Origin of the sequence: Nonomuraea sp. NPDC050153 (genome assembly GCF_044460125.1) — a bacterium.
In the GTDB taxonomy this organism is placed as follows: Bacteria; Actinomycetota; Actinomycetes; order Streptosporangiales; family Streptosporangiaceae; genus Nonomuraea.
On the sequence record NZ_JBITJQ010000010.1, the window covers coordinates 318,413 to 344,640 of the forward strand.

Consider the following 26,228-nt stretch of genomic DNA (forward strand, 5'->3'; position numbering starts at 1 on the left):
GGTCAACTCCCTTCAGCTGGTTCTTCCAGCACGCCCGCCTCGATGAGCGCCTGGATCTCCGGCTCGGCCAGGCCGAGCAGTTTCGTCGCCACCACCCGGGTGTGCTCTCCCGCCAGGGGCGCCGGGCGCAGCTCCGGGTCGGCCACCCCGCCGAAGGTCGCCGGGCCGTTCTCGGTCCGCAGGGGGTGCCCGATGTGCGGGTGGCGCATCTCGCGCAGGAAACCGCGGGCGGTGAGCTGGGGATCGTCGAGGTATTCGATCACGCGCAGCATCGCACCGGCCGGCACACCCGCCGCCTGCAGCCGTTCCATGACCTCGCGGGGCGGGGCGGTCTCCGTCCACGCGGTCACGGCGGCGTCGACGAGCTCGCGGTGCGTGCGGCGGCCCGCGGAGGTGGCGAGCCGCGCGTCGGCGAGCAGGTCGGCGCGGCCGATGACGCCGCACAGGCTCCGCCACTGCTCGTCGTCCTCGACGCTCACCACGCACCACTCGTCGTCCCCCGCGCACGGGTAGAGGCCCTGGGGCGCGTCCCACTCGCCGCTGTTGCCATGGGCGGTGAACGATCCGGGCTCCAGCGACTCGCGCAGCAGGCTCGTGGACAGCTGGGTGAGGATGGTCTCGGCCTGGGAGACGCTGACCGTGCCGCCCTTCCCGGTACGCCGCCGCCGGATCAGCGCGGCCAGCACGGCGACGGCACCGACCCGTGCGGCGATGTGATCCGGATAAATGGTGATGCCGTCGCAGAACCCCGCCTCGACGCCGACGTCACGCCAGAGTCCGGTCAGTCCGGTGGAGGCACGCACGAGAGGGCCGTAGCCCATGCGGCGGCTCCACGGCCCGGTCGGGCCCAGAGCGCTGCTGTCCGCCATGACGATCCGGGGGTTCAGCTCGCTGATGACGTCGTAGCCGAGCCCCAGCGACTCCAGCGTGCCGGGCTTGAAGTTGGACAGGATCACGTCAGAGGAGGCGGCGAGCTGTTTGAAGAGCTCCAGCCCTTCTGGCGAGCGGAGGTTGATCCCAGCGCCGAGCTTGTTGCGGTGGCCCCAGGCGAAGCCGGCGCTGATGGTCTCGCCAGTCAGCGACTGCCGGCTGCCGTCGGGGTAGGCCCGGCTTTCGATCTTGATGACCTCCGCGCCCTGGTCGGCGAGCAGCCGGCCAAGTTCCGCGCCGACCACGATGACGCCCAGGTCCAGCACGCGGAGCCCGTCGAGCGGCCGCCGCCGGGGCCCGCCCTCGACCGGGTCCGGGGTGGCCGGCGGCGTCTCGGCGAAGACCTCGTCGTTGTGCTCCCCGACTTCGGGGGCCCGGCCGCGGAACCCGGCCCGTACGCCGTTCAGCTCGACGTACCCGGACGGCAGTCGGCCGGTCAGGCCGGGCGCGATCTCGGCATCGACCAGCCCGCCTCGTGCGCGGAAATGCGGGCCGGCGAGCACCTCCCCTGGGTCGAGCAGCGACGCGATCGGCACGCCGCGCTCCTGGCCTTGGGCCACGAGTTCGTCCCTGGTCCTGTCCTTGAACAGGTCGCCGATCAACGCGTGCAGCCGCTCGGTGGCGCCGTAGCGGCCCGCGAGGGTGTCGTACTTGGGGTCGGCGAACTCCTCGGGCTCCCCCAGCCAGCCGAACATCCCCCGCCACTGACGCCTGGCCAGCACGCAGATCCGTACATATCCATCCGCGCACGGGAAGATCGGGTAGAGGCTGCCGGCGTCGGGGCGGCCACGCGGCAGTCTCGTGGCGGGCACGCCGCCGGTGGCCGAGCCACCGATGCCGAAGCCCGGGTCCAGGACCTGCGCGGTCATCTCGTACACCGAGCAGTCGACGTGGTCACCGCGCCCGGTTTCGAGCCTGTTCGTGTACGCCAGCAGGCCCGCCCACGCGGCCTGGACGGCCGCCGACTCGTACGCCAGCGGGCCCGGCGGCACGACCGGCGCGCGGCCGGGGATGCCGGAACGCGACAGCACACCGCCGAGCGCCATGTGCGTCCAGTCGGTGCCGGCCCAGTCCCGGTACGGGCCGCTCTGCCCGAAGTCGGTGATCGAGATGACGACGAGCGCCGGGTTGCGCGCGAGCAGCGCGTCCGCGCCGAGGCCGAGCCCGTCGAGGGTGCCGGGCCGTTCGGTCTCGATGAGGAAGTCGGCCCCGGCGGCCAGGCCGAGAAGCCGGTCGCGGCCGGCGGGGTCGTGCAGGTCCAGGGTGATGCCGCGTTTGCCGGCGTTGTGCGTGGCGAAGTAGAGGCTCACACCGTCGTGGAGCGGCTCGCGCCGACGGGTCGGCGCGCCTCCCGGAGGCTCGACGCGGATCACGTCGGCTCCGAGGTCGGCCAGGAACCGGCCGCACATCTCGGCCTTGCCGTCGGCCAGGTCGATGACGCGGAGACCGGTGAGGGGAAGGTCCCCGGCTGCGGGCATGGTGAATCACCCCACTTTGTGTGTGCGGAGTACGCCGGACATGACCTGTCCCGGGGCCCGTGAGCGGCGACGCGTCCGGATCGGCGGGGACAGGTTCCTGAGGTGAGACTGCCATGCCGAGCCCCGCCGGAAAACGTCCGAATCGGCAACGTGCCACGCGTCCCAATCGGCAACGTACGTGGTTGACGTGCGGCATCGACCATCACGAAACTCCAGGTCATGGACGTACAGCAGCTTCGGTGCTTCCTCGCGGTCGCCGAGGAGCTCCATTTCGGCCGCGCCGCGGAGCGGCTGCACCTGACGCCCTCGCCGGTCAGCCGCTCCGTCAAGGAGCTCGAACGGGAGCTGGGCGTCGACCTGTTCGTCCGCCGCTACCACCAGGTGGAGCTCACCTCTGACGGCGCGATCCTGGCGGGCCGGGTACGCGACATCCTGGAGCAGCTGGACGGCCTGAGGGACGTGCTCAAGGGGGCTGCCAGGAGCCGGGTGGTGCGCGTGGGCGGCACGCACCTGTGCCCGCCGACGGTGATGGACCGTTTCCTGGCGCTGGCCGAGCAGGCGCTCCCCTCCCACACGGTCGAAGCGACGATGGCGCAGTCCGCCGAGCTGCTGCCGGCCCTGGAGCGTGGCGAGCTCGACGCCGCCCTCGTCCACCTGCCGCTGGACCGGCCCCGGCTCGACAGCCTGGTGGTGGCCCGCTACCTGTTCTGGGCGGCGATGCGGGCCGACGACCCGCTGGCCACCGCATCCGAGCTGACCTTGGAGGACCTCGCGCACCGCACCTTGACCATCACCCCGCCCACGCCCCAGCCGGTGGCGGTCAACCTGTTCCACGAGCGGCTCAAAAGGGCCGGCATCACCTCGTTCCACCAGATGCCGAACAACGACGCGGTCATGCTGGCCAGCCACCTCCGCCGCGACGGCGGGGTCACGCTGACGATCGACCCGCGCAACGGCGGCAGCGCCCGCGTCTACGACGACCCGGCCTTCGCGGTCGTCCCCCTCCGCGACGACCTGGACTTCCTGCTCGGCGTGGCCTGGCACCGGTCCCGGGCGCGGCAGGACGACGTCGTGCGGGAGCTCGTCCGCGTGGCACGCCAGGAGTGGGCCGGGCGTCGCCTGACCCTCTGACCTTGGGGCACGTTGCGCTTTCGCATACGTGCACGTGCGCGAAGCGCAATGGTCACCGGCGGCGCGGCCTGCTTACGGTTCCACGCACACCGCTACGTGAGGCCTTTCACCGCCTTCACCCTGCCAGCGTGAGGGCCAGCGTGAGGGCCGGTGTGAAGCGTTCGCCGCCCGTGCCCTGACACCGCAGCGGTGCCCTTGCGCTACCCCCTAGGAGGCCACGATGTCTCAGACACCCCCCGACGCGCCCGCCCCGGAGCCCCCCTCGCCAGTGTCCGTGTCGGCCGGCAACGTCGATGCCCGCATCGACGCCATGGCGAAGGTCGGGCTCAGCCGCGCCGCGTGGTTCGCGCTCATGCTCTGCTTCTTCTTCGCCAACTATGACATCTCCGTCCTCACCATCACGCTGCCCTCCATGCGGGACGATCTCGGGCTGGCGGGGGCCGAGCTGGGGTACCCGGTCACGTGGAACCTCGTCGGCTACTGCGTCGGCGCGTACGCGTTCGGGCACATCGCCGACCGGCACGGCCGGCAGAAGGGCCTCGCGCTGACCATCGCCGCGCTCGGCCTCGGCGGATTCCTCACGGCGTTCTCGTGGGACGTGTGGTCGTTGACGTTCTTCCGGTTCCTGACCGGCTGCGGCATGGGCGCCGTGCTCGCGCTCTGCTCGGCCTACATCGGCGAACTGGCGCCCAAGCACCAGCGCGGCGGCTACCTGTCACGCCTGTACATGGTGGGCACCGTACTGCTCCTGGTGATCGGGTTCGCGTCGCTGCCGGTGCTGTCCGCTTCCTCCAGCGGGTGGCGGTACCTGCTGGCCTTCGGCGGTCTGGTGCTCCTGGTGCTGCCGCTGATCAACGACAAGGCGCTGGTCGAGTCGCCGCGCTGGCTGGTCGCGATGGGCCGTCCCGCCGAGGCCGACCGCATCGTCCGCCGGATGGAATCCCGCGTCGGCCTGCCCCCGGGCGGCGCCGTCTCCGTCCCCGACGCCGCCGGAACCGCCGCGGCCACCGACGAGAGGCTGCCGGCCCGGGCCCTGTTCCGGCCCCCGTACCGGAGCCGGATGCTCATCGTGCTCGGCTTCTGGTTCGCCTTCTACATCGCCATGTACGGCTATGCCAGCTACCTGCCGCTCATCCTCGAAGGCATCGGCATCTCGACCTCCGACGCGGTTCTGGTCAGCGTGTTCACCCGCGCCATGCCGCTGGTGTCCGGGCTCGCCGCCGTGCTGCTGGTGGAGCGGATGGAACGCCGCACCATGGTCATCATCGGCACGCTGGTGTTCGCGGCCTCGCTGCTGCTCATCACCCTCAACCTGGGCGAGACGGTCGCCACCGTCGGGGCGCTGTTCAGCTCGTTCGGCATCGCCTTCATGGCCACCCCCGCCTACACCTACACGGCTGAGGTGTTTCCCACCCGGGCACGGGGCACGGCGTCGGCCATCGCGGACGGGGTCGGCCACCTGGGCGGCGCCGTCGCACCCCTCGTGGTGCTGCCCGTGCTGACCGCCTTCGGGGCACGGCCGGCGTCGTTCGTGATGGTGGGACTGCTCGTGATCGCGGCCGGCATCATCCGCCTCGGCGTCCGCACCCGGGACCGTTCGCTGACGGAGATCGCCGCCTGACCGCATCGATGGTCGCTTACCGGGCTGGTCACATGCGCATTCGGGCATCGCTCGGCCGGCCGCCGCGTACGGCAGGCAACTGGTCGATCGACCTGCCCGCCGAATGCGAGTGCGAGCGGTGGCGCGAAGACCGCCCGGCGCGCCGTAGCACGCCGGGCGGAGGGGGCCCGTCTCAGGCAGCGGCCGTCTTCTCTTCGGCGACGGGCAGGTCGGCGGCGACCGGGGCAGGCCGGCGCAGGACGGTGAGCGCCACGGCGAACGCCGCGACCAGCAGCCCGGCGGAGATGCCGAACGCCAGCCGGTATCCCCCGGTCAGCGCGGCGGCCTGGCCTGCTCCGGCGGTCAGGAGCTCACCGGTGCGCGAGGCGGCCATCGTGGACAGCACCGCCACGCCGATGGCCATCCCCACCTGCTGGGTGGTGTTGAAGAAGCCGGAGGCCAGCCCGGCGTCGCTCTCCCGGGCGCCGGACATGCCCAGCGTGGCCAGCGCCGGGAGCACCAGCCCGCCACCCGAGATCAGCACCATCACCGGGAGCAGGTGGGTCACGTAGCCGGCGTCCACCGTCACCCGGGTGAGCAGGAGCATCGCCGCGATGAGCAGTGCCAGGCCGGTGATCAGGACGGCACGGGCGCCGAAGCGGGCGCTGAGCCGGGCCGAGGCGAACAGGGAGATCGAGCCGATGCCCACTGCGGCCGGGAGCATCGCCAGGCCGGTGTCCAGCGCCCCGTAGCCCAGGACCCGCTGCATGTAGAGCGCGACGAGGACCTGGAAGGCGAACATGCCCGACAGGGCCAGCATCTGGGCGAGGTTGGCGCCGACCACGTTGCGCGAGCGCAGGATCCGCAGCGGCATGAGCGGGGCCTTGGCCCTGGCCTGACGCACCACGAAGCCGGCGAGCAGGGCCAGCGACACCGCGCCGAGACCGAGGGTGTGGGCGGCGAGCCAGCCGTACTCCTCGACCTTGACGACGGTGTAGATGCCCAGCATCAGACCCGCGGTCACCAGCACGGCACCGGCGATGTCCGCGCCGGCGGCCAGGCCGATCCCGCGGTCGGCGGGCAGCGCCATCAGGGCGAGCGCGATGGTGATCACGCCGATCGGCACGTTGACGAAGAAGATCCACGGCCAGCTCAGGCCGTCGGTGAGCACTCCGCCCAGGACCTGGCCTATCGACGCGCCGGCCGCCCCGGTGAAGCTGAAGATCGCGATGGCCTTGCCCCGCTCCCTGGCGTCGGTGAACAGCGTCACCAGGATGCCCAGGACCACGGCCGAGGCCAGCGCGCTGCCCACGCCCTGCAGGAACCGGGCGGCGATCAGCAGGCCGGGCCCGGTGGCCGCGCCCGCCAGCACGGACGCGGCGGTGAAGATCGCGTTTCCGGCCAGGAACATCGTCCGGCGCCCGATCAGATCACCCAGCCTCCCGGCCAGGAGCAACAACCCGCCGAAGGGGATCAGATAGGCGTTGACGATCCAGCTCAGCTCGGCGCCCGAGAAGCCCAGGTCCTGCTGGATGGCGGGCATCGCCACCGTCACGATGCTGCCGTCGAGGATCGTCATCAGTCCCGTGGCGGACAGCACCCCCAGCGCGGTCCACCGCGAGTTACGCACGTACGACATGGTCTCTCCCGTCTCAAGTCGACAAGAGAGACCGTAGCAGATAGTTCCGTAGTAGACGATCCTCTTCGGATCTAATTTGCGCGCTCCCGTGCCCGGCGCGTCTGCTGGGGCCCTTCGGCGGGGGTGGCGAGATGCCCGCTGACCAGGCGGTTCAGGGCGCGCACCAGAACCTCGCGCTCGTCGTCGGGAAGCGCGCCGAGCGCCGCCCGGTGCACGCCGTCCACGATCTCCTGGCTGCGCTTGGCGATGGCCGCGCCCGCGTCCGTGACCGCGATGATCCGCGCCCGCCGGTCGGTGCTCGACGGGCGGCGCTCGGCGTAGCCGGCCTTCTCCAGCGCGTCCACGGTGACCACCATCGTGGTCTTGTCCATGTCGCCCAGCTCGGCGAGCTGGATCTGGGTGCGCTCCTCCTCCAGCGCGTGTACCAGGACGCAGTGCATGCGCGCCGTCAGCCCGATCTCGGCGAGCGCCGCCGTCATCTGGGTCCGCAGCACGTGGCCGGTGTGGTCGAGCAGGAAGGACAGGTCGGTTTCAGTACGCGCGGGAGCCATTGCCGTCATGCCGCCAGCCTACCCAAGTCGTCCCGGAGCGGATTATCTGCGAAGGGACGATCAGTGGGCCGTGATCAGGATCGAGCTCCGTCGAGGCTCGCGACGGCCTCCACCACGTCAGGGAACGCGTCGATGAACGCGTCGACTCGATGAGCGGCGAAATCCTGGCGCTTCCTGATACCGCTCTGCAGGCAGGCGATGAAGCGTAAGCCGGCGCCGTTGGCCGCCTGCGCGTCACCGGGCGAGTCGCCCACGTAAACGCATTCGTCCGGCCGCAGCCCTGCGGCGGCGAGGAGTTCGTCGAAGGCCCGGGGGTCGGGCTTCATGAAGCGCGTGTTCCCCTCGTGATAGGCCGCCTCGGTGAGGCAGAGCGTGTCGTCCACGTCGATCACCACTGCGCCGATCACATCGCCCAAAGTAGCGCGATTCGGCGGCGGTGCGGCCTGGAGCCCGCCCTGGGACGACGGGGCGCTCCCGGGGACATCGACCCCGACACAGGGCTATGGGTGCGGCTCACATTGACCCGCGCCTCCGGATCGGGCGAACGTGGCTTATCCGAGCTTCATGGGAGGTCTGATGGGACGACGTTCGTGGAGCCGAGTGGTAGCGGCCCTCGCTTTATCAGCCGGAGCGGTGTTCACGACGCCCGGCGCCGCGACGGCGGCGGCGTCGGTGACGCTGGAGGCCACCTACACCTCGGGCCTGGAGAACGGCTGGGCGCTGGTCGAGCGCCTCAAGGACAACTCCACCGGGTTCCAGGCCGAGACCTACCCGCCCGACGGGCGTGGCGATCAGACGGGGCAGACCAGGCGCCTGTTCGGTGACGTCGCCCGGCCGCACTCCTCACGGTTCCTGCTGTACCACGCGCCGGGCTGGCAGACAGGAGCCAAGAGCACCCCCGTGCTGCTGGTGCACGGCGCCAACCAGGACGCCGATCTGGCCTGGGCCAACCCCAATGCCAGAGGCTCGTACGGCTGCGGCCAGGCCGGTTGCCCCACCACGGGGCTCATGCAGCACCTCACCGGGCAGGGCTACAAGGTGTTCGCGATCGGCTTCCCGCACGTCACAGGGGACGGCTACTACTGGGCGGAGCAGATCTACGACGCCGTCGCCAGGATCCGGGCGAAGACGGGTGCTGCGCAGGTGGACGTGATCGGCTGGTCGAAGGGCGCGTTCAACGCGCGCATGTACGTCTCGTCGCTGCGCAAGCCTTGGGGCACGGCCTACTCGGGCGATGTCAGGAAGCTCGTCCTCCTCGGCGGGCCGAACAAGGGCTTCGACTGGGGGTACCGGCACGGCTGGACCCACGATTTCGCCATATTTCCGGAATGTGGGGGGTCGTTGAATGCGCCCGCGCCCCACTCCCAGATGGTCTGTTACGGCCTATGGCGCAACCACCCTGAGCTGAGCTACGAGGGCGACGCCTACCCGGGCTCTGACGACATGCTCTATCGCTGGGACGACGTCTACCCGCTGTCCACCGCCGAGCAGGACTGGTACACCACCTATTACGGCGGCACCGGCTTCTACACCGCCGGCCGCGGGATCCAGTGGGCCATCGACAGGGGCTCGCTGGTACGCCCCCTCATCGACGCCGGCACTCCGTCGAGCGTGCCGGTCTACCAGCTGTGCGGCAACATGCCGGACATGGCGCTGCTGCACAACGAGCACACGGGGCCGTCCGACGGCGCCGTCTTCGTGGCGAGTTGCGCTGCGGGCGACGGCATCGCGAACCGGGCCGCGACCGCGACGCTCACACTCAACCACCTCAAGCTCGGCTGGTCTTCGACCGCCATGACCCAGATCACCTCCTGGCTCGGCTGAGCGTCTTCCTGCCGAGGTCGGCGTGCACGGCCCCGGCAGGTCGCCCGCGAACGCCCCGTCGGAAACGGCCCGCAGCCGCAGGGGGTCGAGCAACAGATTGGACGTGACACGCCCGGCAGGAGCTGTATACCTCCACACTCTCCGCATACTCTAAGTAGTCGGACACTCACTTTCGGAGATGGGAGAGTCGTGCAGCGTCGCCTCACCACCGCCCTGGCCGCCATGCCGCTCGCCGCGACCTTCGCGGCAACCGGGCCGGCGACCACCTCCTCGGCCGCCGCCACTGACGGCTGCGGGACCTCCCGCGCCGACTGGGCGGGTCACTTCGTCCAGGCCGGCGGCAGGTCAGCCGACATCAGGGCGTACCACCCCGCCACCGTCGAAGGCCGCGAGTATCACCTCGTGCTGGTGAGGCGGGGGGAGGGCATCACGCAGCGCATGGTCGGCAATGCGGGCTCCGGGCCGACGCTCAACCTCACACCGCAGTGCGCCGACACCGCCAAACCGTCGAAGGTCACCAGCTTCACGTACAGCTACCAGGGCGCTGCCAAGCCGTCCCAGTCGTTCACGCGTCAGGACACCGCCGCCGGGCCCTCCGCCAAGCGCTGCAAGGCCCGGGTGAAGGAGGTAGGAGGCGCGCAGCTCTATCGCTACCAGGACCACGGCCTGATGGCGGGCTTCGCGATGAAGCCCATCTCGGCGAAGATCGGCTACGCCACCTGCCTGACCGGCTTCGGCAGGACTCTGACGGGAGACTTCCGCTACGACCGGCCCGCCGGTGACGCGATCTCCACGCCCTTCTACAACAAGGTCAGGTCGGGTGGCAGCCGGCAGGTCTTCTACCGGCTGCTGGACGCGGGCGAACTCGGCTACAGGGAGAACAGGCTGTTCGTCCGGAGCGGCGACCTCGTACGCTGCCCCAGCGCCGAATGCGACAAGCTCGCCGGATGGGCCGCCAGGTACGGCCTGGGCTGACCACGGTCCGGCCGTGTTCAGCACGTGCAGGGCGTCAGCGCGAGATCGGGTGCTCCCCGACGGCTCGGGGAGCGCCCCGTCAGCTCGGGGACGGGGTGGAGGCGCCAGGGCCGTGTTCTTCGACCTTGCCGCCGAGTTTCCTGCTCAATTCCTGCATGAAGGACTTGGACTTGGCCGACAGCGCCCATCGATCGCCGACGAGGTAGAGGCCGCCGTACATCTCGGCGTAGTCAAGCCACTCACGCTGGCCCTCGGCCGTGACGAAATCGAGGAACACATAGGGAATCCCGTCTCTGGTGCATTCCCCTTTTCTGTAGTCCAGTGCCTTGAGGGTGATCTCGGCCGTGCAGCCGATGGTGGCCGCCAATTGCTCGACGGTGTACGTGCGGGGTGCGCTTCCCCCGGCCGCGGCGCCGGCAGCCGATTTCGGCCCGCTGTCCGCCTCGGCCTGCACACCGCATCCGGTGAGTGCGAGCGCCGCGGCGACGGCCAGCGGCAGGACGATGCCGCCGCGATCTCGCCTCCTGGTGACACCGGTCAGACGCGCCGCGCCTTGAGCGCATCGCGGTCGGGAGAAGCCAGCCATGATGTTGCCCTTTCTCGCACCTGATTTGGCCTTGCTCCTGGCGACGAGGACGGCGTGGCCAGTCGCCTGGCCACGCCGAACCTCGTTTCCGCCACGGTCTTAGTGCAGGGTCAGCGGCAGCGCCTGCCGCTGTTGATGCAGTCGACCACCCGTCCCATCTGCTGCTCGTTCATCAGGTTGATGAAGTCGCTGTGGTCGGTGACCGGCTTGTGCAGTTCCTCGGGAAAGGTGTCGACGGCGAAATTGGGGCCCTGCGGCACGTTGTAGACGAGCCGGTGTTCCAGCGCGGGGATGGGCTGGAAGCCCTGCGGGCAACTGCCGTCGGCCTGGGGGAAAGTGACATGGGTGCGGTGGTTGGCGCTGTCGACGTTCTGACCGTCCCAGCAACTCTGGAAATCGAAGACCCGCACCAGCCTGCTGCCTCTCGGGCAGAGCGGGTACTTGTCCGTCAACTGGCGGTTCTCGAACCCGGTGCAGGTCCATCCCGCGTTGGGTTCGGCTCCGCCGACCCGGGCGTTGCCGGTGATGATGCGGAGGAACTGCGGAGCCGCCACCACCTTGCCGGTCGGGTTGCCCTTGAAGGTGATCTGCACCGAGACCGGGGTGAGGATCTTGCCGACGTTCAGGTCAAGCCCGCCACCTCGCCGGTTGGCGTCGAATTCCTCCTGCCCCAGAGCCCTCAGTACGGGCCAGTAGTGCGTGGACTTGTCGCCGTTGCGGCAGGTGGTACTGGCCGCCAGCAGGCTCTCGTTGGTGGACTGGTTGTTGGTGGAGACGTTTCCCACGTAGTCGTGCGTGTGCTGCGCGCCGTTGGACACGCCGGGTGCCACGATGACGTTGTCGGAGTTGAAGATCCGCCTCTCGTTGCGCCCGCAGTCCACGCTGAACGTTCCTCTGGAGCCGTTCTGCTGCGTGCGGGGTGTTCTCACATTCGGTTGCACGGAACGGATGTCGACGAAGTCCTCCGGGACGGGTCCCCTGGCCTGACCTCCGCCGTCTCCATTGTTTCCGTTGTTGTCGCCATCGCCGTTGTTCCCGTTGTTGCCGCCGTTTCCATTGTTTCCGTTGCCGTTGTTGCCGTTGTTCCCGTTCCCCGGGTTGCCGTTCCGCAGGTCACATGCCGCCAGGGTTCCGAGGCTGGTCGGAGCTTGGGCGCCGGCGCGCTGGAAGGCGATCTGGATCCGTTGCAGGGTCGCCGTCCGCTTGTCCCTCAACGGTCCGAGGATCGCATTCTGGACGAAGTTGGCCCCACCCTGCCCCGCCGAACTCGCCAGCCGCCGATTGGCCTCAGCGATCTGGCTCTCCAACTGCTGCAGATTCCGCTGAACTTCCGCCTGAGCGCGATCGGGCACCTGGCCCAGCCTGTCCGCCACCTCAGGACAGACGATTTGACCAGCGGCTCCACCGTTGTTCTGGTTGCCGTCGCCCTGGTCGCCGTTGTTCTGGTCACCGTCGCCCTGGTCACCGTTGCCCTGGTCGCCGTTGCCCTGGTCGCCGTTGCCCTGGTCGCCGTTGTTCTGGTCGCCATTGCCCTGGTCGCCATTGTTCTGGTTGCCATTGCCCTGGTCGCCGTTGTTGTTTCCGGTCCCGTCGTCCTGCACAGTGCAGGTGGCCAGGTTCTGGAGGCCGGTCGGAGCCTGGGCGCCGGCGCGCTGGAAGGCGATCTGGATCCGTTGCAGGACCGCCGTCCGCTTGTCTCTCAACGGTCCGAGAATCGCATTCTGGACGAAGTTGGCCCCGCCCTGCCCCGCCGAACTCGCCAGCCGCCGATTGGCCTCAGCGATCTGGCTCTCCAACTGCTGCAGATTCCGCTGAACTTCCGCCTGAGCGCGATCGGGCACCTGGCCCAGTCTGTCCGCCACAGAGGGGCAGGAGATGGCCGGCGCGAAGGCCGTACCGGATGCCCCGCTTGTCGCCGCGTTCGCGGCGCCGGCCGTGAGGCCGCTGCTCATGACAGCCAGGGCTGTGAGCATGCCCGCCGTCCTTCGTCGGACGCGGGAGCCATGTTGATGTCTCATAATCCCTCTCTCCGTCTGTGGATGTGGCCCGGACTTGAGGACTCTCGGGCTGCCTCCACAAAGGGGTCGCGGCCGTCGTCAGAACGAGATACGCGCGTCCGACGGCTTGAGTTCGACATCGCGTAGAAATTGCGCGGAGCGACCATGGTCATCGTCGGTTCGCCACTGTTCTCTGAAGGGTCGGTGACCCTTCAGCAGGCCGTCACGTCAGATCGATGAACTCATGCGGATGTATGGCGCCCTTTGGAGAGGAACTAGCCCCGATGTCCGCTTCTGAGAATCCCGAATCTGTGACGCGACGGCGGTTGCTGGCCGTGACCGGTGGTCTGGTCGGCGCGGTCGCCGTCGGCGGCCTGACCGGTCCGGCCTGGGCCGATGACCGGCGACCCGGCAGTGGTCGCCGCCGCTGGCTGCCGGGCGACCACCATGTGCACAGCGAGTTCAGCGTCGGCTACGACAACTCCACCACCCCGCCCAAGCCGATCATCGGCGGGGACGCGATCTACCCTCTTTCGGTCAACGCCACGCACGCGCAGCAGTTCGGGCTCGCCTGGATCGTCTCCACCGACCACGGCGGCCCGCTGCACTCCAAGTTGGACGCCGAGCAGCGCTACCCGAGCCTCCTGGAAGCGCGCCGGTCCGTGCCGAAGGTGCTGCAGTTCTACGGCATGGAACTGGACACCCCCGCCGCCGACCACTCCAGCCTGATCATCCCGAAGGTGACCACCGAGCGGGACATCCTGTTCCAGCTGGAGAGCAAGTTCTCCGCGCGCGACCCGTTCCCCGCCGACCCGAGCTTCAACACCGAGCAGAAGATGCTCGAGGCCCTGCGGGTGATGCAGCAGTTGCCGCACAAGCCGCTGCTGTTCGCCAACCACCCTGCCCGCTCCGCCACCGGGCTGGGCGTCTACGGCCAGGACACCCCGGCGGAGTTCCGCAACTGGAACGACACCGCGCCGGACATCGCCCACGGCTTCGAGGGCGCTCCCGGCCACCAGGCCGGCGCGCTCAACAAGGACGGCAGCATCAAGCCGACCGGCGTGCGCGGCGGCTACGGCAACCACCCCACGATTGGCGGTTTCGACCAGATGACCGCCCGGCTGGGCGGCCTGTGGGACTCGCTGCTCGGCGAGGGACGTCGCTGGTGGATCACCTCCACGTCCGACTCCCACGTCCACTACAGCGACGGCGGCAGCGACTTCTGGCCGGGCGAGTACTCCAAGACGTACGTGCACGCGGGCTGGGACTACGCCGACATCCTCGACGGGCTGCGCAGCGGCCGGATCTTCGTCGTCATCGGCGACCTGATCGACCAGCTCGACCTGACGGTGTCCCGCACCGGACACGCCCAGGGCCAGGCCAACGGCAACACCGCGAGCGTCGGCGAGACCCTCCAGCTGCGCGGCCGCGACCGTGACGCCGAGGTCGAGGTCCGCTTCCGCATGCCGCGTACGGCCAACGCCAAGGGCGAGCGCCCCCAGGTGAACCGCGTCGACATCATCACCGGCCGCGTCACCGGCCCGGCCGAGGACCGCTCCTCCGATACCAACCCGACCACCAAGGTCGAGGCCCGGTACGGCCCGAACCAGTGGCGGCGCCAGGGTGACGAGATCGTCGTCCGCCACACCCTGCGCGACATCGACGGCCCCATGTACGTCCGCGTCCGCGGCACCAACACCGGCGAGCTCGAGCCCCAGCCCGACCCGAAGGGCTCCGACCCGTGGGCGGACCTGTGGTTCTACTCCAACCCGGTGTTCATCGAGCGCTGACGGAGAAGCCGGCTGACCGGGCGCGACACCAGGCCACGCCCGGCCGGCACCGTCCGCCCATGACCCGGCGCGGGACTACGTGCCTGTCAGGTGTTCCCGTCGCGTTCGGGATGGATGGCGTCGGTGTGCTCGGTGTGGGCGAGCGCCAGGTCGAGGAGCATCCGCACGTGCGGGTCCTCCAGACGGTAGTAGGCCATCCGCCCGGCGCGACGCGCGGCGACGATGCGGTGCGCCCGCAGCAACCGCAGGGCATGGGAGACCGCCGACTCGCTCTGACCGGTCACCGCGGCCAGATCGCACACGCACAACTCGCCGTCCAGCAGCGCCACCAGCAGGCGGAGCCGGTTCGGATCCGACAGCAGCCCGAAGATGTCCGCGGTGTCGGTCAGGTCCTCGGAGGCCGGCATCCGCTCGCGCACGGCGGTCACCCGTTCGCCGTCGACCACCTTGACCGTGCAGCCGTCTATCGCCAGCACACCATCACCTGAAGAACCGTTCACACGAGCAAGATATAGGGCGTTCAGTTTCATCGGTTTTGTCCGGCTATCGCGCGTAGCGCCGCCGCGAGCCGATCCATGTCATCCGCGGAGGTGTACAGGGCAGGCGTGACGCGAACGGCGCCGCCGCCGGACATGCCGGTCCTGGCGACGGTGAAGATCCGGTGTTCTTTCATCAGGCGGTCGGCGATGGCGGTGTTGTCGGCTTCCGTGGTGCGCCCGGTCACGCGGAACGCGGTGATGGCGCCGTACATGCCGGTCTCGTCCGGAGTGAGGACCTCCAGGTTCGCGACGTCGCGAAGCGCGTGCACCCATCGATCGCGCAGGTAGCACAGGCGGGCCTGCTTGGCACCGGCGGTGAGGGATTCGTGGAAGTCCAGAGCGGCGTCAACGGTGAGGAACGGGGCGACGTTCATGGTGCCCGAGTGGACGCGGGAGCGGATGTCGGTGGCGGGGTAGGTCTCGTCGGCGTAGAGGAGGTCGATGTCGGCCAGGCGACGCTTGCGGATGTAGAGGAATCCGGCGCCCAGCGGCACGCCCATCCACTTGTGCAGCGAGAAGACGGCGAAGTCCGCGTCGAGGTCGGGGAGGGTGAAGTCGAGCTGGCCCCATGAGTGCGCGGCGTCCACGATCACGTCGACACCCCACTGGCGGGCCATGGCCACGATCTCGCGGGCGGGCGTGACCAGGCCGGTGCGGTTGTTCATGTGGCTGAGCAGGAGCAACCTGACCTCAGGATGCTCGCGCAGGGCGCGCTCGTAGGTGTCCAGCACCGCCTGGCGCGTGGCGGGCTCGGGGATGACGATGCGTACGACCTGGACGCCGCGCCGGGAGCGGAGCCAGTTCATGGCGTACTGGCCGCTGTGATAGTCGAGGTCGGCGTACATGACGCCGTCGCCGGGGCGCAGGCGGCCGTAGCCGGAGACGAGGTTCTGCAGGGCCTCGGTGCCGCCGCGGGTAAGCGCGATCTCGTCCCTGGTCACCCCGAGGAGGCCGGCGATGCGGTCGCGGACCTTGTCGGCGGCGGCCTTGTACGTGATGCGCAGCAGATGGGAGTTCTGTTCGTTGAGCTGGTCGACATTGCGGTGGTAGGCCCGGCGGACGGGCTCGGGCATGACCCCGTAGTAGCCGTTCTCCAGGTTGACGAAGTCCGAGCTCACGCGGAACTGCCCGGCGACGGCAGCCCAGAATCCTTCGTCTCCGGCCAACTCCCCCACGGCCGCGCCACCAGGCACCACCGGCACCACGCCGGCGACCGCGGGGCCGGCGACCAACGACGCACCGAGGCCGGTGACGATCCGGCGCCTCGACAGGACCATATGAACACCACCTGGAAACAGTGAGCGATTCGGCAGTCATTTCCCCGTATTGGTAAGCCTCTCCGAACTGAACGACGTCCGCACGGATGAGAACAGCCGACAGGGCGAGTGACGACGGCGGCTTTACCGGAATCTTTGACTTCCCCGGGCGCGTTCCGCAAGCGTGCGGGCATTATCACTCGTGATGCTCACGACACGAACCGTCCGTTCCCGGCGGCCGGCCGCATCCGGCGCCGGCCGATCGCTGGCGCATGCGGCGCTCGCGTTCATCGCCTTCCTCGGTGTGGTGTTCGCCCACGGAGGCGCATGTGCGGCCGTGGAGATGTCGGAGCACGTCGCCTACAGGGCTCACCTGGTGGAGAGCGCCGCGCACGGCGTCGACTGCCTGCATCGCAAGCTGCCGCCCCACCACCAGCACGGCACCGAACAGGGCTGCTCGGCGATCACCCCGGCGGGCACGCCGACCATGATGATGCCGGCCGCCACGTCCGTCCCCTCTCCGATGTCCGCCGGCGAGGCCCCGTCCGCCCAGGCGGGCGCGGCCCGCTTGCCCGCGCCCTGCCTGGAAAATCTCTGCGTGATGCGCATATAGGACCCGCGATTCCATAAGCCGCAATTATCCAAGCAAATTTGCGGACGGTCAGTCGTGCCCGCGAACTGCGTCTTTCACCTCGGGGATTCACCAATGTCATCACACGTTACTTTCGCGCGCCCAGAAGAGCTTTCGCTCACGGGCCGTTCTTCGCTCTCCCTCGCCGTCGGCAACACCCCGCTGACATTCATTTCCGAGCCGTTCGTACCGGGGGGAGGAGGATTCTGGGCCAAGCTCGAAGGATTCAACCCGGGCGGGATCAAGGACCGCCCAGCCCTGCACATGGTCCGCCAGGCCCGGGCACGAGGAGAGCTGCTGCCCGGCGCGACGGTCGTCGAGTCGACCAGCGGCACCCTGGGGCTCGGCCTGGCCCTGGCCGGCATCGTCTACGGCCACCCGGTCGTGCTGGTGGGGGATCCCGGGATGGAGCCGCTCATGTGCCGGCTGCTCTCCTCCTACGGCGTCCGCCTGGAGATCGTCACCGAGCCGCACCCCGTCGGCGGCTGGCAGCAGGCCCGCCGTGAGCGGGTGCAGCGCCTGCTGGCCGACCTCCCCGGCTCCTACTGCCCCGACCAGTACAACAACCCCGACAACGTCGACGCCTACGCCGGGCTGGCGCACGAGCTGCTGGGCCGGCTTCCCCACATCGACACGCTGGTGTGCTCGGTCGGCACCGGCGGCCACAGCGCGGGGATCCACAGCGTGCTCCACCACCACTTCCCCGATCTGAAGCTGGTGGGCGTCGACACCGTGGGCTCGACCATCTTCGGGCAGCCCGCCCGTAACCGGCTGATGCGCGGGCTCGGCTCCAGCATCCACCCGCGCAACGTCGCCTACGACGCCTTCAGCGAGGTGCACTGGGTCAGCCCCGCCGAAGCGGTCTGGGCCTGCCGCGCCCTGGCCGCCCAGCACTACGTCTCGGGCGGATGGAGCACCGGCGCCGTCACCCTGGTGGCCCGCTGGCTGGCCCGCACCGCCCCCGGCCGAACCATCGTCGCGATCTTCCCCGACGGACCGTGGCGGTACTGGAACACCATCTTCGACGACGACTACTGCCACGCCCACGGCCTGCTCGGCACGGTCCCGGCCGAGGAACCGGACCGGCTGTACGCCCCCGCCGAGCGGGAGGTGCACCGCTGGACGCGCTGCGCCGACGTGACGGATCCGCTGGCAGGCCGGCGATGAGGGGCACGCTTCGGGAGTTCCGCTCGTTCGATCGGCCGATCCAGCTCCTCCAGATCAACCAGGCCGGCATCAACCTCGGCTTCTACATGCTCATGCCCTACCTCGCCCAGCACCTGTCGGCCGACGCCGGCCTGGCGGTCTGGACGATCGGGCTGATCCTGGGCCTGCGCAACATGAGCCAGCAGGGCATGTTCCTGATCGGCGGCACCCTGGCGGACCGGCTCGGCCACAAACCAATGATCATGCTCGGATGCGCTCTGCGCACGGTCGGGTTCGCGCTGTTCGGGCTGACCACCGCGCTGCCGCTGCTGATCGTGGCGGCCGTCGTGACGGGTTTGGCAGGCGCGCTGTTCAACCCGGCCGCCCGCGCTTACCTGGCCCAGGAGGCCGGGGAGCGCAAGGTCGCGGCCTTCGCCGTGTTCAACGTGTTCTACCAGGGCGGCATCCTGCTCGGCCCGCTCATCGGCCTCGCGCTGCTGAACTCCGGCTTCAGCGTCGTCTGCCTGTCGGCTTCGGCGATCTTCGCGGTGCTGACCGTCCTTCAGGGCCTGTGCCTGCCGGCCAGGCGCGGTCCCGTACGGAAGCATCAGCCCGTGCTGCGTGACTGGCGGCAGGCGTTCGGGGACCGGGCCTTCGTCTCCTTCGCCGCGGCGATGATCGCCTCGTACGCGCTGTCGTACCAGATGTATCTGGCCCTGCCACTCGAGGTCCAACGCCTCGGTGGGGGCCAGGCGGGGGTGATGGCCCTCTACGCCGTCTCGGCTCTGCTCGGTATCGCCGGACAGGTACGCCTGACCGACTGGTGCTCGAACCGGTGGAGCCGCGGCCAGGCGATCAGCCGGGGCCTGGCGCTCATGGGAATCGCGTTCCTGCCGCCGGCCGCGGCGGCCGATCTGCCGCTCCCGCCGGTGTGGGCCGTCCTGCCGGTGTTCGCATGCACGCTGCTCCTGACCGTGGGCACGCTGATCGCCTTTCCGTTCGAGATGGCCACCATCGCCGACATGGCAGGAGACCGGTTGATCGGCACCTATTACGGCCTGTACAACCTGCTGTCCGGCATCGGCATCCTGGCCGGGAACCTGCTGTCCGGAGCCCTGGTCGACGTGGCCCGCTCCTCCGGGCCGGCCGCCCTGCCATGGGTGCTGCTGACCGTCGCGGGGCTGGCCTCCGCGGCAGCCGTCAGGCGGCTGAGCCGGCATGGCCGGCTTTCCGCCACGGGGCAACTGCCCTGTGGCGTCACGCAGGCGCCCACATGACCGGCATGGCGGCGGTAGCCTTCGGCCTTGAGCGGAAAACGGCAGGAGGGCCATGGTGCAGCTCGGCAATCTGGAGCGATCGGTCATGGAAGCCCTGTGGGAGCATCCGGAGGGCATGTTCGCCCACGTCCTCGCGGCAGGCCTGCCGTCCCGGCCCGCCACCACGACGGTGCTGACCGTCTTGATGCGGCTCTCGAACAAGGGCATGGTCTCCCGTGAGCGCATCGGGCGAGCGCACCTCTACAAGGCGACCGCGGACAAGGACGCCTTCGTCGCCGAGGCCATGCGCGCCGCCCTGGACGAGGCGGGCGACGTCGCGGCGGCCGTGCAGCGCTTCGTGGGAACGGTGACGCCGGAGGTGGCCGCCGCCTTGCGTGAGGCGCTGGGCGACCGGGACGGATCGACACCGTGATCGCCTGGCTGATCGCGGCCGGAATCTCCCTGCTGCCGGTGGCGCTGGGCGACCGGGCCGCGCGCAGGCTGTCCGACGCGGCATGGACGCACCGCTGCCCGCGCGCGGCGCTGGCGCTGTGGCAGGCGATCGGCGTGGCCGCTGGGCTGGGCGCGGTCGGTCTCGGGCTGGTGGCCGCGGTCGCACCGCTGGCCGCGATGTTCCCGCACGGGATGCACACGCTGGCGCTTCAGATCGTCAGCGGGCACGGCCTGGACGGGCTCGGGCCGGGACACCTGCTGGCTCTCACGTGGTCGGCGGGCCTGATGAGCTGGCTGCTCATCCACACCGTACGCATCACCACCAAGACGATCCGGGAGCGCCGCCGCCAGCGCCTGCTGGTCGACGTGGTGGCCGACCATTCCCCGGCCCACGACGTCTACGTGCTGCCGGTGGCCGAACACGTCGCCTACTGCGTGCCCGGCAGGCATCGGCGCATCGTGCTCAGCCAGGGCACCCTGGACTCGCTGACCGCCCAGGAACTGCAGACGGTTCTCGAGCACGAGCGCGCGCACGCCCGGGGCCACCACGACCTGGCGCTGCTCCCCTTCGTCGCGCTGGAGCACGCGTTCCCGTGGCTCGCCTCCGCCAGGACCGCGCGGCAGACGGTGGCCGTACTGCTGGAGATGATCGCCGACGATCACGCCAGCCGGGCGCACGGCGAGTTGCCGCTGGCCCGCGCGCTTGTCCGCATGGCGACCTGCGGACCCGGCCCCGGCCCTGCCCTCGGCCGGGGCTCGCTCGCGCTCGCGGACGCGGGCGTCGTCGAACGGCTGCAGCGGCTGCTCGGCGAACGCCGCCAGGCCCGCTGGGTCCCCGCGGCGGCCTACTCGATGGCCGGCCTGCTGCTCAGCGGGCCGATGGCCGTGCTGATCGCTCCCGTGGTGTGCATCACCGTCTGACCTCATATCGATAACCACAAGACGGCCCCTTTCCGGCTGATTCTCCCCATAGACTCCCCTTTACTTCTACGTACGGTAGAAGGATTGGGAGAGGGGACATGCGGGTGGCGGCTGGACGACTACGCACCTGCAGCCTCGTGGCGATCTCGCTCATGGCGTCCGTACTGCCGGCGCTCCCGGCCGCCGCCGAGCCCAAGCCCACGGCGGAGCAGCTCCGCAAGGAGCTGAGCCGTCTCCAGAAGGACTTCGACGCCGCGGCCGCCGACTACAACGCCAACCGGGTCGCCCTGGCCGCCGCCCAACAGACGGAGAAGGCGACCTCGGCCCGGCTGAAGACCGCCCAGGGCGACTACGAGGCCGCCCGCGGACAACTGGTCAAGCTGGTGGCGCTCAGCTACCAGAGCCCACCGGTGAGCCAGAGCGTCCCCATGGGCGCCCAGGAGCCGCACTCCGCCCTGCACGCGGCCGCGATCCTGCAGTTGCAGACACAGAACCAGCAGGCGATCATCAGCCGGTACGCCGCCGCGCGCGACGTCCGTCAACGCGCCCAGGAGGCGGCCGCCGCCAAGACGCGGGAGCTGCGCGATCGAGGCGCCCGGCTGCGCGCCGACCGCCAGAAGGCCGACAGGCTCATCGCCCGGATCACCGACCGGATCGACCGCCTGATGGTCGCTCCAGGAGTGCGCAGGTCCGACGGGAGCTGGGCGCCGGAGCTACCGGCAGGGGCCGACAACATCACCCCTCGCACCCGGATGGTGCGGGATCAGGTGAAACGCCGGTTCACGTTGCCCAGCATCGGGTGCTACCGCTCGCTCCAGGACGGCGGCGAGCATCCACAGGGCCGCGCCTGCGACTTCATGATCACAAGGGGTGGCACGTGGCCGTCCCCCGCCCAGGCGGCCGAGGGCGCCGCGCTGGCCGCATGGGCCATCAAGAACGCCTCCCGCCTGGGCATCAAATACGTGATCTACAGGCAGCGCATCTGGCAGGGCTCCAGTTGGAGAACCATGTCCGACCGCGGCGGCATCACCGCCAACCACCAGGACCATGTGCACATCTCGATGCACTAGCGGCTCTTATGGCGTCTGTATTCGACCTGCGATAGAAGTTCTACTTGGCGTAGAAGTAAGTGGGTCGGAGATGGTCGGATGGGCGAGCAGGGCATGACCGCGCGTGCAGCCCGCATGTTCATCGCCGCGGCGGGCACCGCCGCGGCGACCCTGGCCATCGGCCTGGCGGCGGGAGGTGCGGCTTCGGTCGTCGCGATCGCCGGGCTTCCCGACGCCGGGCTCGTCACGCGGTGGGGGTTGCCGGTCGCCAAGCTCGGCGCCGACCTGTCCGCCGTGACGACCGTGGGCATGCTGCTCATGGCGGCCGTCCTGCTCCCCTCCGCCAAGGGCCTGCTGTCCCCCGAGGCTCGGGGATACGCGCGCATGGCGTCGTGGGCCGCGCTGTCCTGGGTCGGGACGACCGCGCTGACCATGGTGTTCACACTGTCGGACCTCCTGGCGGCGCCGGCCGTGCGACTGACGCCCACCGAGCTGCTCAGCTTCGTCACCGCCGTCCCGCAGGGCACGGTGCTCCTGCTGGTGCTGATCCTGGCGGCCTGCGTCGCGGGGTTCGCCAGGGGTGTGGAAACCGCGCACGGGGCCGCCGGCCAGCTGGCTGTCGCGCTGCTGGCGCTCCTGCCGCCGCTGCTGACCGGTCATTCGGCCAGCTCGCCGAATCATTCGATGGCGATCACCGGGCTGGGGCTGCACCTGGTGGCTCTGGCGTTGTGGGTCGGCGGCCTGGCCGCCGTCACCGTGCACGCCCTGCGCGGCCGGGCCGACCTGGCGGTCGCCGCGCAGCGGTTCTCCCGGCTGGCGCTGTGGGGCCTGGTGGGCGTGGCGGTCAGCGGCGTGGCCGGTGCGGCGGCCCGCCTGACCGAGGTGGGGCAGGTGGTGACCTCCTCCTACGGGTGGCTCATCCTGGCCAAGGCGGCCACCCTGGTCATCCTCGGAGGGTTCGGCGGGCTGCACCGCCGCCACACGCTGGTGGCGCTGAAGGCAGGCACGCCGCGCGCCTTCACCCGGCTGGCGATCGGCGAGGTGCTGGTCATGGCCGCCGCGATCGGGCTGGCGGTGGCGCTGTCACGGACCGCTCCGCCGCCGGCGGCGCTGCCGGTCGACCCCGTACGCGACCTGCTGGGCTATGCGATGCCACCCGAGCTCACCGCAGGGCGTCTGGCGTCGCTGTGGCGGCTGGACCTCTTCTTCGCCCTGCTGGCGCTGGTCGCCGCCACGGGGTACGTGGCCGGAGTCGTCCGGCTGCGCCGCCGGGGTGATTCCTGGCCGGTGGGCCGGAGCCTCGCGTGGGCGGCCGGGATCGTCCTCATCGTGGCCTTCACCCAGAGCGGGATCGCCACGTACGCGCCCGTGCTGTTCAGCGTGCACATGATCCAGCACATGGGCCTGGCCATGCTGACCCCGATCTTCCTGGTCCTGGGCGCGCCCGTGACCCTCGCCCTGCGGGCGCTGAAACCGGCCGCCCGACGGGGCGACCGCGGCCCGCGCGAGTGGCTCGTGGCGGTGCTGCACAGCCGCCTCGCCGAGATCGTCTCGCACCCGGCCCTCGCGATGGTCGTCTTCATCAGCGGCTCGTACGCGCTGTACTACACCTCGCTCTTCGAGAACGCCATGCGCCAGCCGGTCGGCCACATCCTCATGAACACCCACTTCCTGCTGTCCGGCGCGCTGTTCTTCTGGGTGGTCATCGGAGTGGACCCGGCACCACGCCGGCTGCCGTACGTCGCCAAGCTGGGCACCCTCATGATGACCATGCCCTTCCACGCGTTCTTCGGCATCTCGATGATGATGATGGGCAAGTCGATCGCCCCCTCCTGGTACGACCAGCTCGCCCGCCCCTGGGGAGCCGACGTGCTGGAGGACCAGAGCGTCGCCGGGGGCATGGCGTGGGCGTTCGGCGAGATCCCCACGATGATCGTCGTCATCACGATCGCCGCCCAGTGGGCGCGCAGCGACCATCGCCGATCCAGACGGCTGGACCGTCGCGGCGACGGCGAGCTGGCCGCCTACAACGACTACCTGGCCCGGCTGAACAGGCGAGCTCGGGACCAGTAAACTTCTATGCAAAGTAGAAGTTAGGGGATGCCGTGTTCGAGATCGTGTCCGCCCTCGTCCCTCCCCTTGTGGTGGGCGGAGCATTCATCGCCGGCGTCGTCGCCCTGGTGCGCTCCGAAAGCCGGGCCAAGGAGGCCGAGCGGCAGGAGGCGGAGAGCCGGACGCGGTCCGATTCATGACGCCGAACGGCCGCCAGGACCGCGGGCGCGGCTGACGCGGCCCGGCGGTCCGGAGAAGGATTTCTACATCTCATAGAAGTTTTTGCCGCCTGCTCGAACCGTCGTGCGCCCCTTCCCCGTATCCCCAGACATGGGTTGCCGCACAGCAGTGAGGCGTATCAGATGTTCGTGAAGGCATCAGCGCAGGTCAACGCGGGTTTGGTGGTGGCCGCGGGCGTCGTGGTCCTGATCGCCGCAGTGGGGTTCGGCGACGTGGGCGCGAAGCCGGAGATCGCCGGGCTGCCCACCGCGGGATCGCTCACCGACTGGGGTCTGCCGCTGGTCCGGTTCTGCTACAACCTGTGCGCCGTCGCCACAGTGGGAACGTTGCTGGCCGCCGTGGTCCTGGCCCCGGCCGGCTCGCCCGAGAAGGCGACCTGCGTGCGCGCGGCCCGCCGGTGGGCACTGGGGTGGATCGTCACCGCTTCCCTGGCCTACCCGCTGACCATGTCGAACATCCTCCCGCTGCCGGTCACGGACCTGCTCGCCGATCCCGGCCTGCTGCGCTTCGGCCTGACCATCCCGCAGGCGCGGGCCCTGCTGCCGGTGGTGGGCGCGGCCGTGATGGTGATCCTGGCGACGCGGCTGCCACGCCTGCCCGGGTGGGTCCCCCTCCTGGTCGCCGTGTTCGCGCTGCTGCCGCCCGCCTACGTCGGCCACGCGGCCACCGCCTCCGACCACGACATCGCGGTCTCCGCCCTGACAGCCCATCTGATCACGGTGTCGCTCTGGGTCGGCGGCCTGGGCGCGGTGCTCGTTCACTTCCGCCGCTCCGAGGATCTGCGGGTGGTGCTGTCCCGGTTCAGCACGATCGCCCTGTGCTGTTTCGCGGGAGTGGCCGTCTCCGGCCTGGCCGGCGCATGGGTCCGCCTGAGCGCCCTGTCGGACCTCTGGCGGAGTGAATACGGACAGTTCCTGCTCGCCAAGACCGCCGCACTCGCGGTTCTCGCCCTGATCGGCTGGACCCACCGCCGGCGTACGGTCGCGCAGGTCGCCGACAGGAGCGTGCGCCACGTCTTCGTCCGGCTCGCGGTGGGCGAGATGATCGTGATCATGGTGGCGATGGCCCTGGCCGTCGGCTTGTCCCGCACCCCGCCGCCGTCTCCGGGGGGCGACGGCGGGCACGATCGCCTGCTGGACTACGACCTGGCGCCCTTCACGCCGGGCGCGCTGTTCACCGAGATCCGCCCGGATCCGATGATCATGCTGCTCCTGGCGTTGCCGGCCGTCGGCTACCTGGTCGGCCTGCGCCGGGTGGAGTCCTGGCCGCTGCGCCGTACGCTCGCCTGGTACGCCGGTCTGGCGCTGATGGCGCTCGCCCTGCTCAGCGGGATAGGCGGTTACGCACGTGCGATGTTGTCGGCCCACGCTCTGCAGCAGGTCATACTCGCCGTCCTGGCCCCGCTCCTGCTCTGCCTCGGCGCCCCGCTCACTCTCGCTTCCCGCGCCACCACGCCCGCCTCCCAGTACGGCGACCTGGGCTCCTGGCTGCAGGGCCGCCGGTTGACCTTCCTCACCTTCCTCCCGGCCGCGTACCTGATGGCCTTTCCGCTCCTGTATCGCACGGGCTGGCTGTCGTGGTCCCTGGCCGGCCACGCCGTCCATCTGATCACCGAGTTCCTGCTGCTCGGCGCCGGGGTGCTGGTCTTCTGGATGCTGGTGGGCGCGGACCCGACATCGCGGCCGATCTCCTGGATCATGCGTGCCGGGCTGCTGGGCGGCGTGCTGCTGGCGCAGCTCGTGGTCGGGGCTTCCCTGCTGCTCGGCTCTCCGGTCGCGGCGGACTGGTTCTACCTGGTGGGCCCCGACGGCGGGCCGGAGCTCGCCGATGACCAGCGGCTGGCCGGCGCCGTCTTCCTGCTCGTCCCGCTGCTCCCGCTCGCGCTCCTGGCCGTGCGGTTGGTGCGGTCAAGGAGGGCGCCGGCGATCGGCTTGCGGCCGGACTCGATCGCGCCGCCCACCGCTTGACCCGATCCGCCGTACAGGCTGCGGGCTCGCACGCCCGACGCGGCCTTCCTGCGCCGGTCCGGACCCTCGCGACCGTGTGAACCGAGCGGGCCGGGAGCGGGGACGTGCTCCCGGCCTGGGCTTTCTCTCCTTGGTACCCCTGGCTGTACCTCCGTCGGGCCGTAGGCGGGAACGACTGGGAGGGCCCGCGACTGGTGTGCTGATCGCTGTCGGTCAA

Annotated in this window: 22 protein-coding genes; 14 read left to right on the forward strand and 8 right to left on the reverse strand. The window is 70.1% G+C overall.

The window, feature by feature from the left end; translation table 11 throughout:
- Positions 1-2: 2 nt before the first annotated feature.
- Positions 3-2,408: a CaiB/BaiF CoA transferase family protein gene (locus ACIBQ1_RS26165; protein WP_397281451.1), complete on the reverse strand. Its 2,406-nt coding sequence runs from the start codon at positions 2,406-2,408 to the stop codon at positions 3-5.
- 219 nt (positions 2,409-2,627) lie between these two features.
- On the opposite strand from ACIBQ1_RS26165, the gene ACIBQ1_RS26170 reads away from it, so the two are divergent.
- Together ACIBQ1_RS26170 and ACIBQ1_RS26175 are read left to right on the forward strand one after the other, a co-directional pair.
- Positions 2,628-3,539: a LysR family transcriptional regulator gene (locus ACIBQ1_RS26170; protein WP_397281453.1), complete on the forward strand. Its 912-nt coding sequence runs from the start codon at positions 2,628-2,630 to the stop codon at positions 3,537-3,539.
- Between the two features lie 220 nt (positions 3,540-3,759).
- Entirely contained in the window at positions 3,760-5,160 is a 1,401-nt protein-coding gene (locus tag ACIBQ1_RS26175; protein ID WP_397281455.1) for an MFS transporter, read from the forward strand.
- Between the two features lie 172 nt (positions 5,161-5,332).
- Here ACIBQ1_RS26175 and ACIBQ1_RS26180 read toward each other — a convergent pair whose 3' ends face one another.
- The 3 genes from ACIBQ1_RS26180 to ACIBQ1_RS26190 form a co-directional block, all read right to left on the reverse strand.
- Positions 5,333-6,778 (reverse strand): MFS transporter, encoded by a 1,446-nt coding sequence (locus ACIBQ1_RS26180; RefSeq protein WP_397281457.1) that lies wholly within the window; start codon positions 6,776-6,778, stop codon positions 5,333-5,335.
- 71 nt (positions 6,779-6,849) lie between these two features.
- Positions 6,850-7,338, reverse strand: coding sequence for a MarR family winged helix-turn-helix transcriptional regulator (locus ACIBQ1_RS26185; RefSeq protein ID WP_397281458.1), 489 nt, complete (start codon positions 7,336-7,338; stop codon positions 6,850-6,852).
- A 65-nt stretch (positions 7,339-7,403) separates the two neighbouring features.
- Positions 7,404-7,736: an HAD family hydrolase gene (locus ACIBQ1_RS26190; protein WP_397281461.1), complete on the reverse strand. Its 333-nt coding sequence runs from the start codon at positions 7,734-7,736 to the stop codon at positions 7,404-7,406.
- Between the two features lie 226 nt (positions 7,737-7,962).
- Here ACIBQ1_RS26190 and ACIBQ1_RS26195 point away from each other — a divergent pair, with 226 nt between their 5' ends.
- Positions 7,963-9,153 (forward strand): esterase/lipase family protein, encoded by a 1,191-nt coding sequence (locus ACIBQ1_RS26195; RefSeq protein WP_397281462.1) that lies wholly within the window; start codon positions 7,963-7,965, stop codon positions 9,151-9,153.
- Positions 9,154-9,342: 189 nt separating this feature from the next.
- Positions 9,343-10,128: a hypothetical protein gene (locus tag ACIBQ1_RS26200; protein WP_397281464.1), complete on the forward strand. Its 786-nt coding sequence runs from the start codon at positions 9,343-9,345 to the stop codon at positions 10,126-10,128.
- A gap of 79 nt (positions 10,129-10,207) precedes the next feature.
- Here the strand turns inward: ACIBQ1_RS26200 and ACIBQ1_RS26205 are convergent, their stop codons facing one another.
- Positions 10,208-10,714, reverse strand: coding sequence for a hypothetical protein (locus tag ACIBQ1_RS26205; protein WP_397281465.1), 507 nt, complete (start codon positions 10,712-10,714; stop codon positions 10,208-10,210).
- Between the two features lie 110 nt (positions 10,715-10,824).
- The gene (locus tag ACIBQ1_RS26210; RefSeq protein WP_397281467.1) at positions 10,825-12,687 is read right to left on the reverse strand and encodes a DUF1996 domain-containing protein; all 1,863 of its coding nucleotides are present in this window, start codon (positions 12,685-12,687) and stop codon (positions 10,825-10,827) included.
- Between the two features lie 308 nt (positions 12,688-12,995).
- Here ACIBQ1_RS26210 and ACIBQ1_RS26215 point away from each other — a divergent pair, with 308 nt between their 5' ends.
- The gene (locus ACIBQ1_RS26215) at positions 12,996-14,501 is read left to right on the forward strand and encodes a phosphoesterase (RefSeq protein WP_397281469.1); all 1,506 of its coding nucleotides are present in this window, start codon (positions 12,996-12,998) and stop codon (positions 14,499-14,501) included.
- Positions 14,502-14,587: 86 nt separating this feature from the next.
- On the opposite strand, the gene ACIBQ1_RS26220 is transcribed toward ACIBQ1_RS26215, so the two are convergent.
- Together ACIBQ1_RS26220 and ACIBQ1_RS26225 are read right to left on the reverse strand one after the other, a co-directional pair.
- Entirely contained in the window at positions 14,588-14,977 is a 390-nt protein-coding gene (locus ACIBQ1_RS26220) for an ArsR/SmtB family transcription factor (RefSeq protein WP_397281471.1), read from the reverse strand.
- Between the two features lie 50 nt (positions 14,978-15,027).
- Complete coding sequence (locus tag ACIBQ1_RS26225) at positions 15,028-16,317, reverse strand: aminotransferase class V-fold PLP-dependent enzyme (RefSeq protein WP_397281473.1); 1,290 nt, start codon at positions 16,315-16,317, stop codon at positions 15,028-15,030.
- Between the two features lie 184 nt (positions 16,318-16,501).
- On the opposite strand from ACIBQ1_RS26225, the gene ACIBQ1_RS26230 reads away from it, so the two are divergent.
- From ACIBQ1_RS26230 to ACIBQ1_RS26270, 9 genes are all read left to right on the forward strand, one after another.
- A complete protein-coding gene (locus ACIBQ1_RS26230; protein WP_397281474.1) occupies positions 16,502-16,909 on the forward strand; it encodes a hypothetical protein in 408 nt (135 codons plus the stop codon).
- A gap of 93 nt (positions 16,910-17,002) precedes the next feature.
- Positions 17,003-18,094: a PLP-dependent cysteine synthase family protein gene (locus ACIBQ1_RS26235; protein WP_397281476.1), complete on the forward strand. Its 1,092-nt coding sequence runs from the start codon at positions 17,003-17,005 to the stop codon at positions 18,092-18,094.
- Positions 18,091-19,350 carry an MDR family MFS transporter gene (locus ACIBQ1_RS26240; protein WP_397281477.1) on the forward strand — a complete coding sequence of 420 codons (1,260 nt, stop codon included), beginning with the start codon at positions 18,091-18,093 and terminating at the stop codon, positions 19,348-19,350. Before ACIBQ1_RS26235 ends, ACIBQ1_RS26240 begins: the two co-directional genes overlap by 4 nt.
- A 52-nt stretch (positions 19,351-19,402) precedes the next feature.
- On the forward strand, positions 19,403-19,762 hold the full coding sequence (locus tag ACIBQ1_RS26245; protein WP_397281479.1) for a BlaI/MecI/CopY family transcriptional regulator: 360 nt from the start codon (positions 19,403-19,405) through the stop codon (positions 19,760-19,762).
- The gene (locus tag ACIBQ1_RS26250) at positions 19,759-20,703 is read left to right on the forward strand and encodes a M56 family metallopeptidase (protein ID WP_397281481.1); all 945 of its coding nucleotides are present in this window, start codon (positions 19,759-19,761) and stop codon (positions 20,701-20,703) included. Before ACIBQ1_RS26245 ends, ACIBQ1_RS26250 begins: the two co-directional genes overlap by 4 nt.
- A gap of 98 nt (positions 20,704-20,801) precedes the next feature.
- Positions 20,802-21,773, forward strand: coding sequence for a coiled-coil domain-containing protein (locus tag ACIBQ1_RS26255; protein ID WP_397281482.1), 972 nt, complete (start codon positions 20,802-20,804; stop codon positions 21,771-21,773).
- Positions 21,774-21,866: 93 nt separating this feature from the next.
- Entirely contained in the window at positions 21,867-23,825 is a 1,959-nt protein-coding gene (locus tag ACIBQ1_RS26260) for a cytochrome c oxidase assembly protein (RefSeq protein ID WP_397281484.1), read from the forward strand.
- A 32-nt stretch (positions 23,826-23,857) separates the two neighbouring features.
- Entirely contained in the window at positions 23,858-24,004 is a 147-nt protein-coding gene (locus ACIBQ1_RS26265) for a hypothetical protein (RefSeq protein WP_397281486.1), read from the forward strand.
- A gap of 168 nt (positions 24,005-24,172) precedes the next feature.
- Positions 24,173-26,011 (forward strand): cytochrome c oxidase assembly protein, encoded by a 1,839-nt coding sequence (locus tag ACIBQ1_RS26270; RefSeq protein WP_397281487.1) that lies wholly within the window; start codon positions 24,173-24,175, stop codon positions 26,009-26,011.
- Positions 26,012-26,228: the final 217 nt, after the last annotated feature.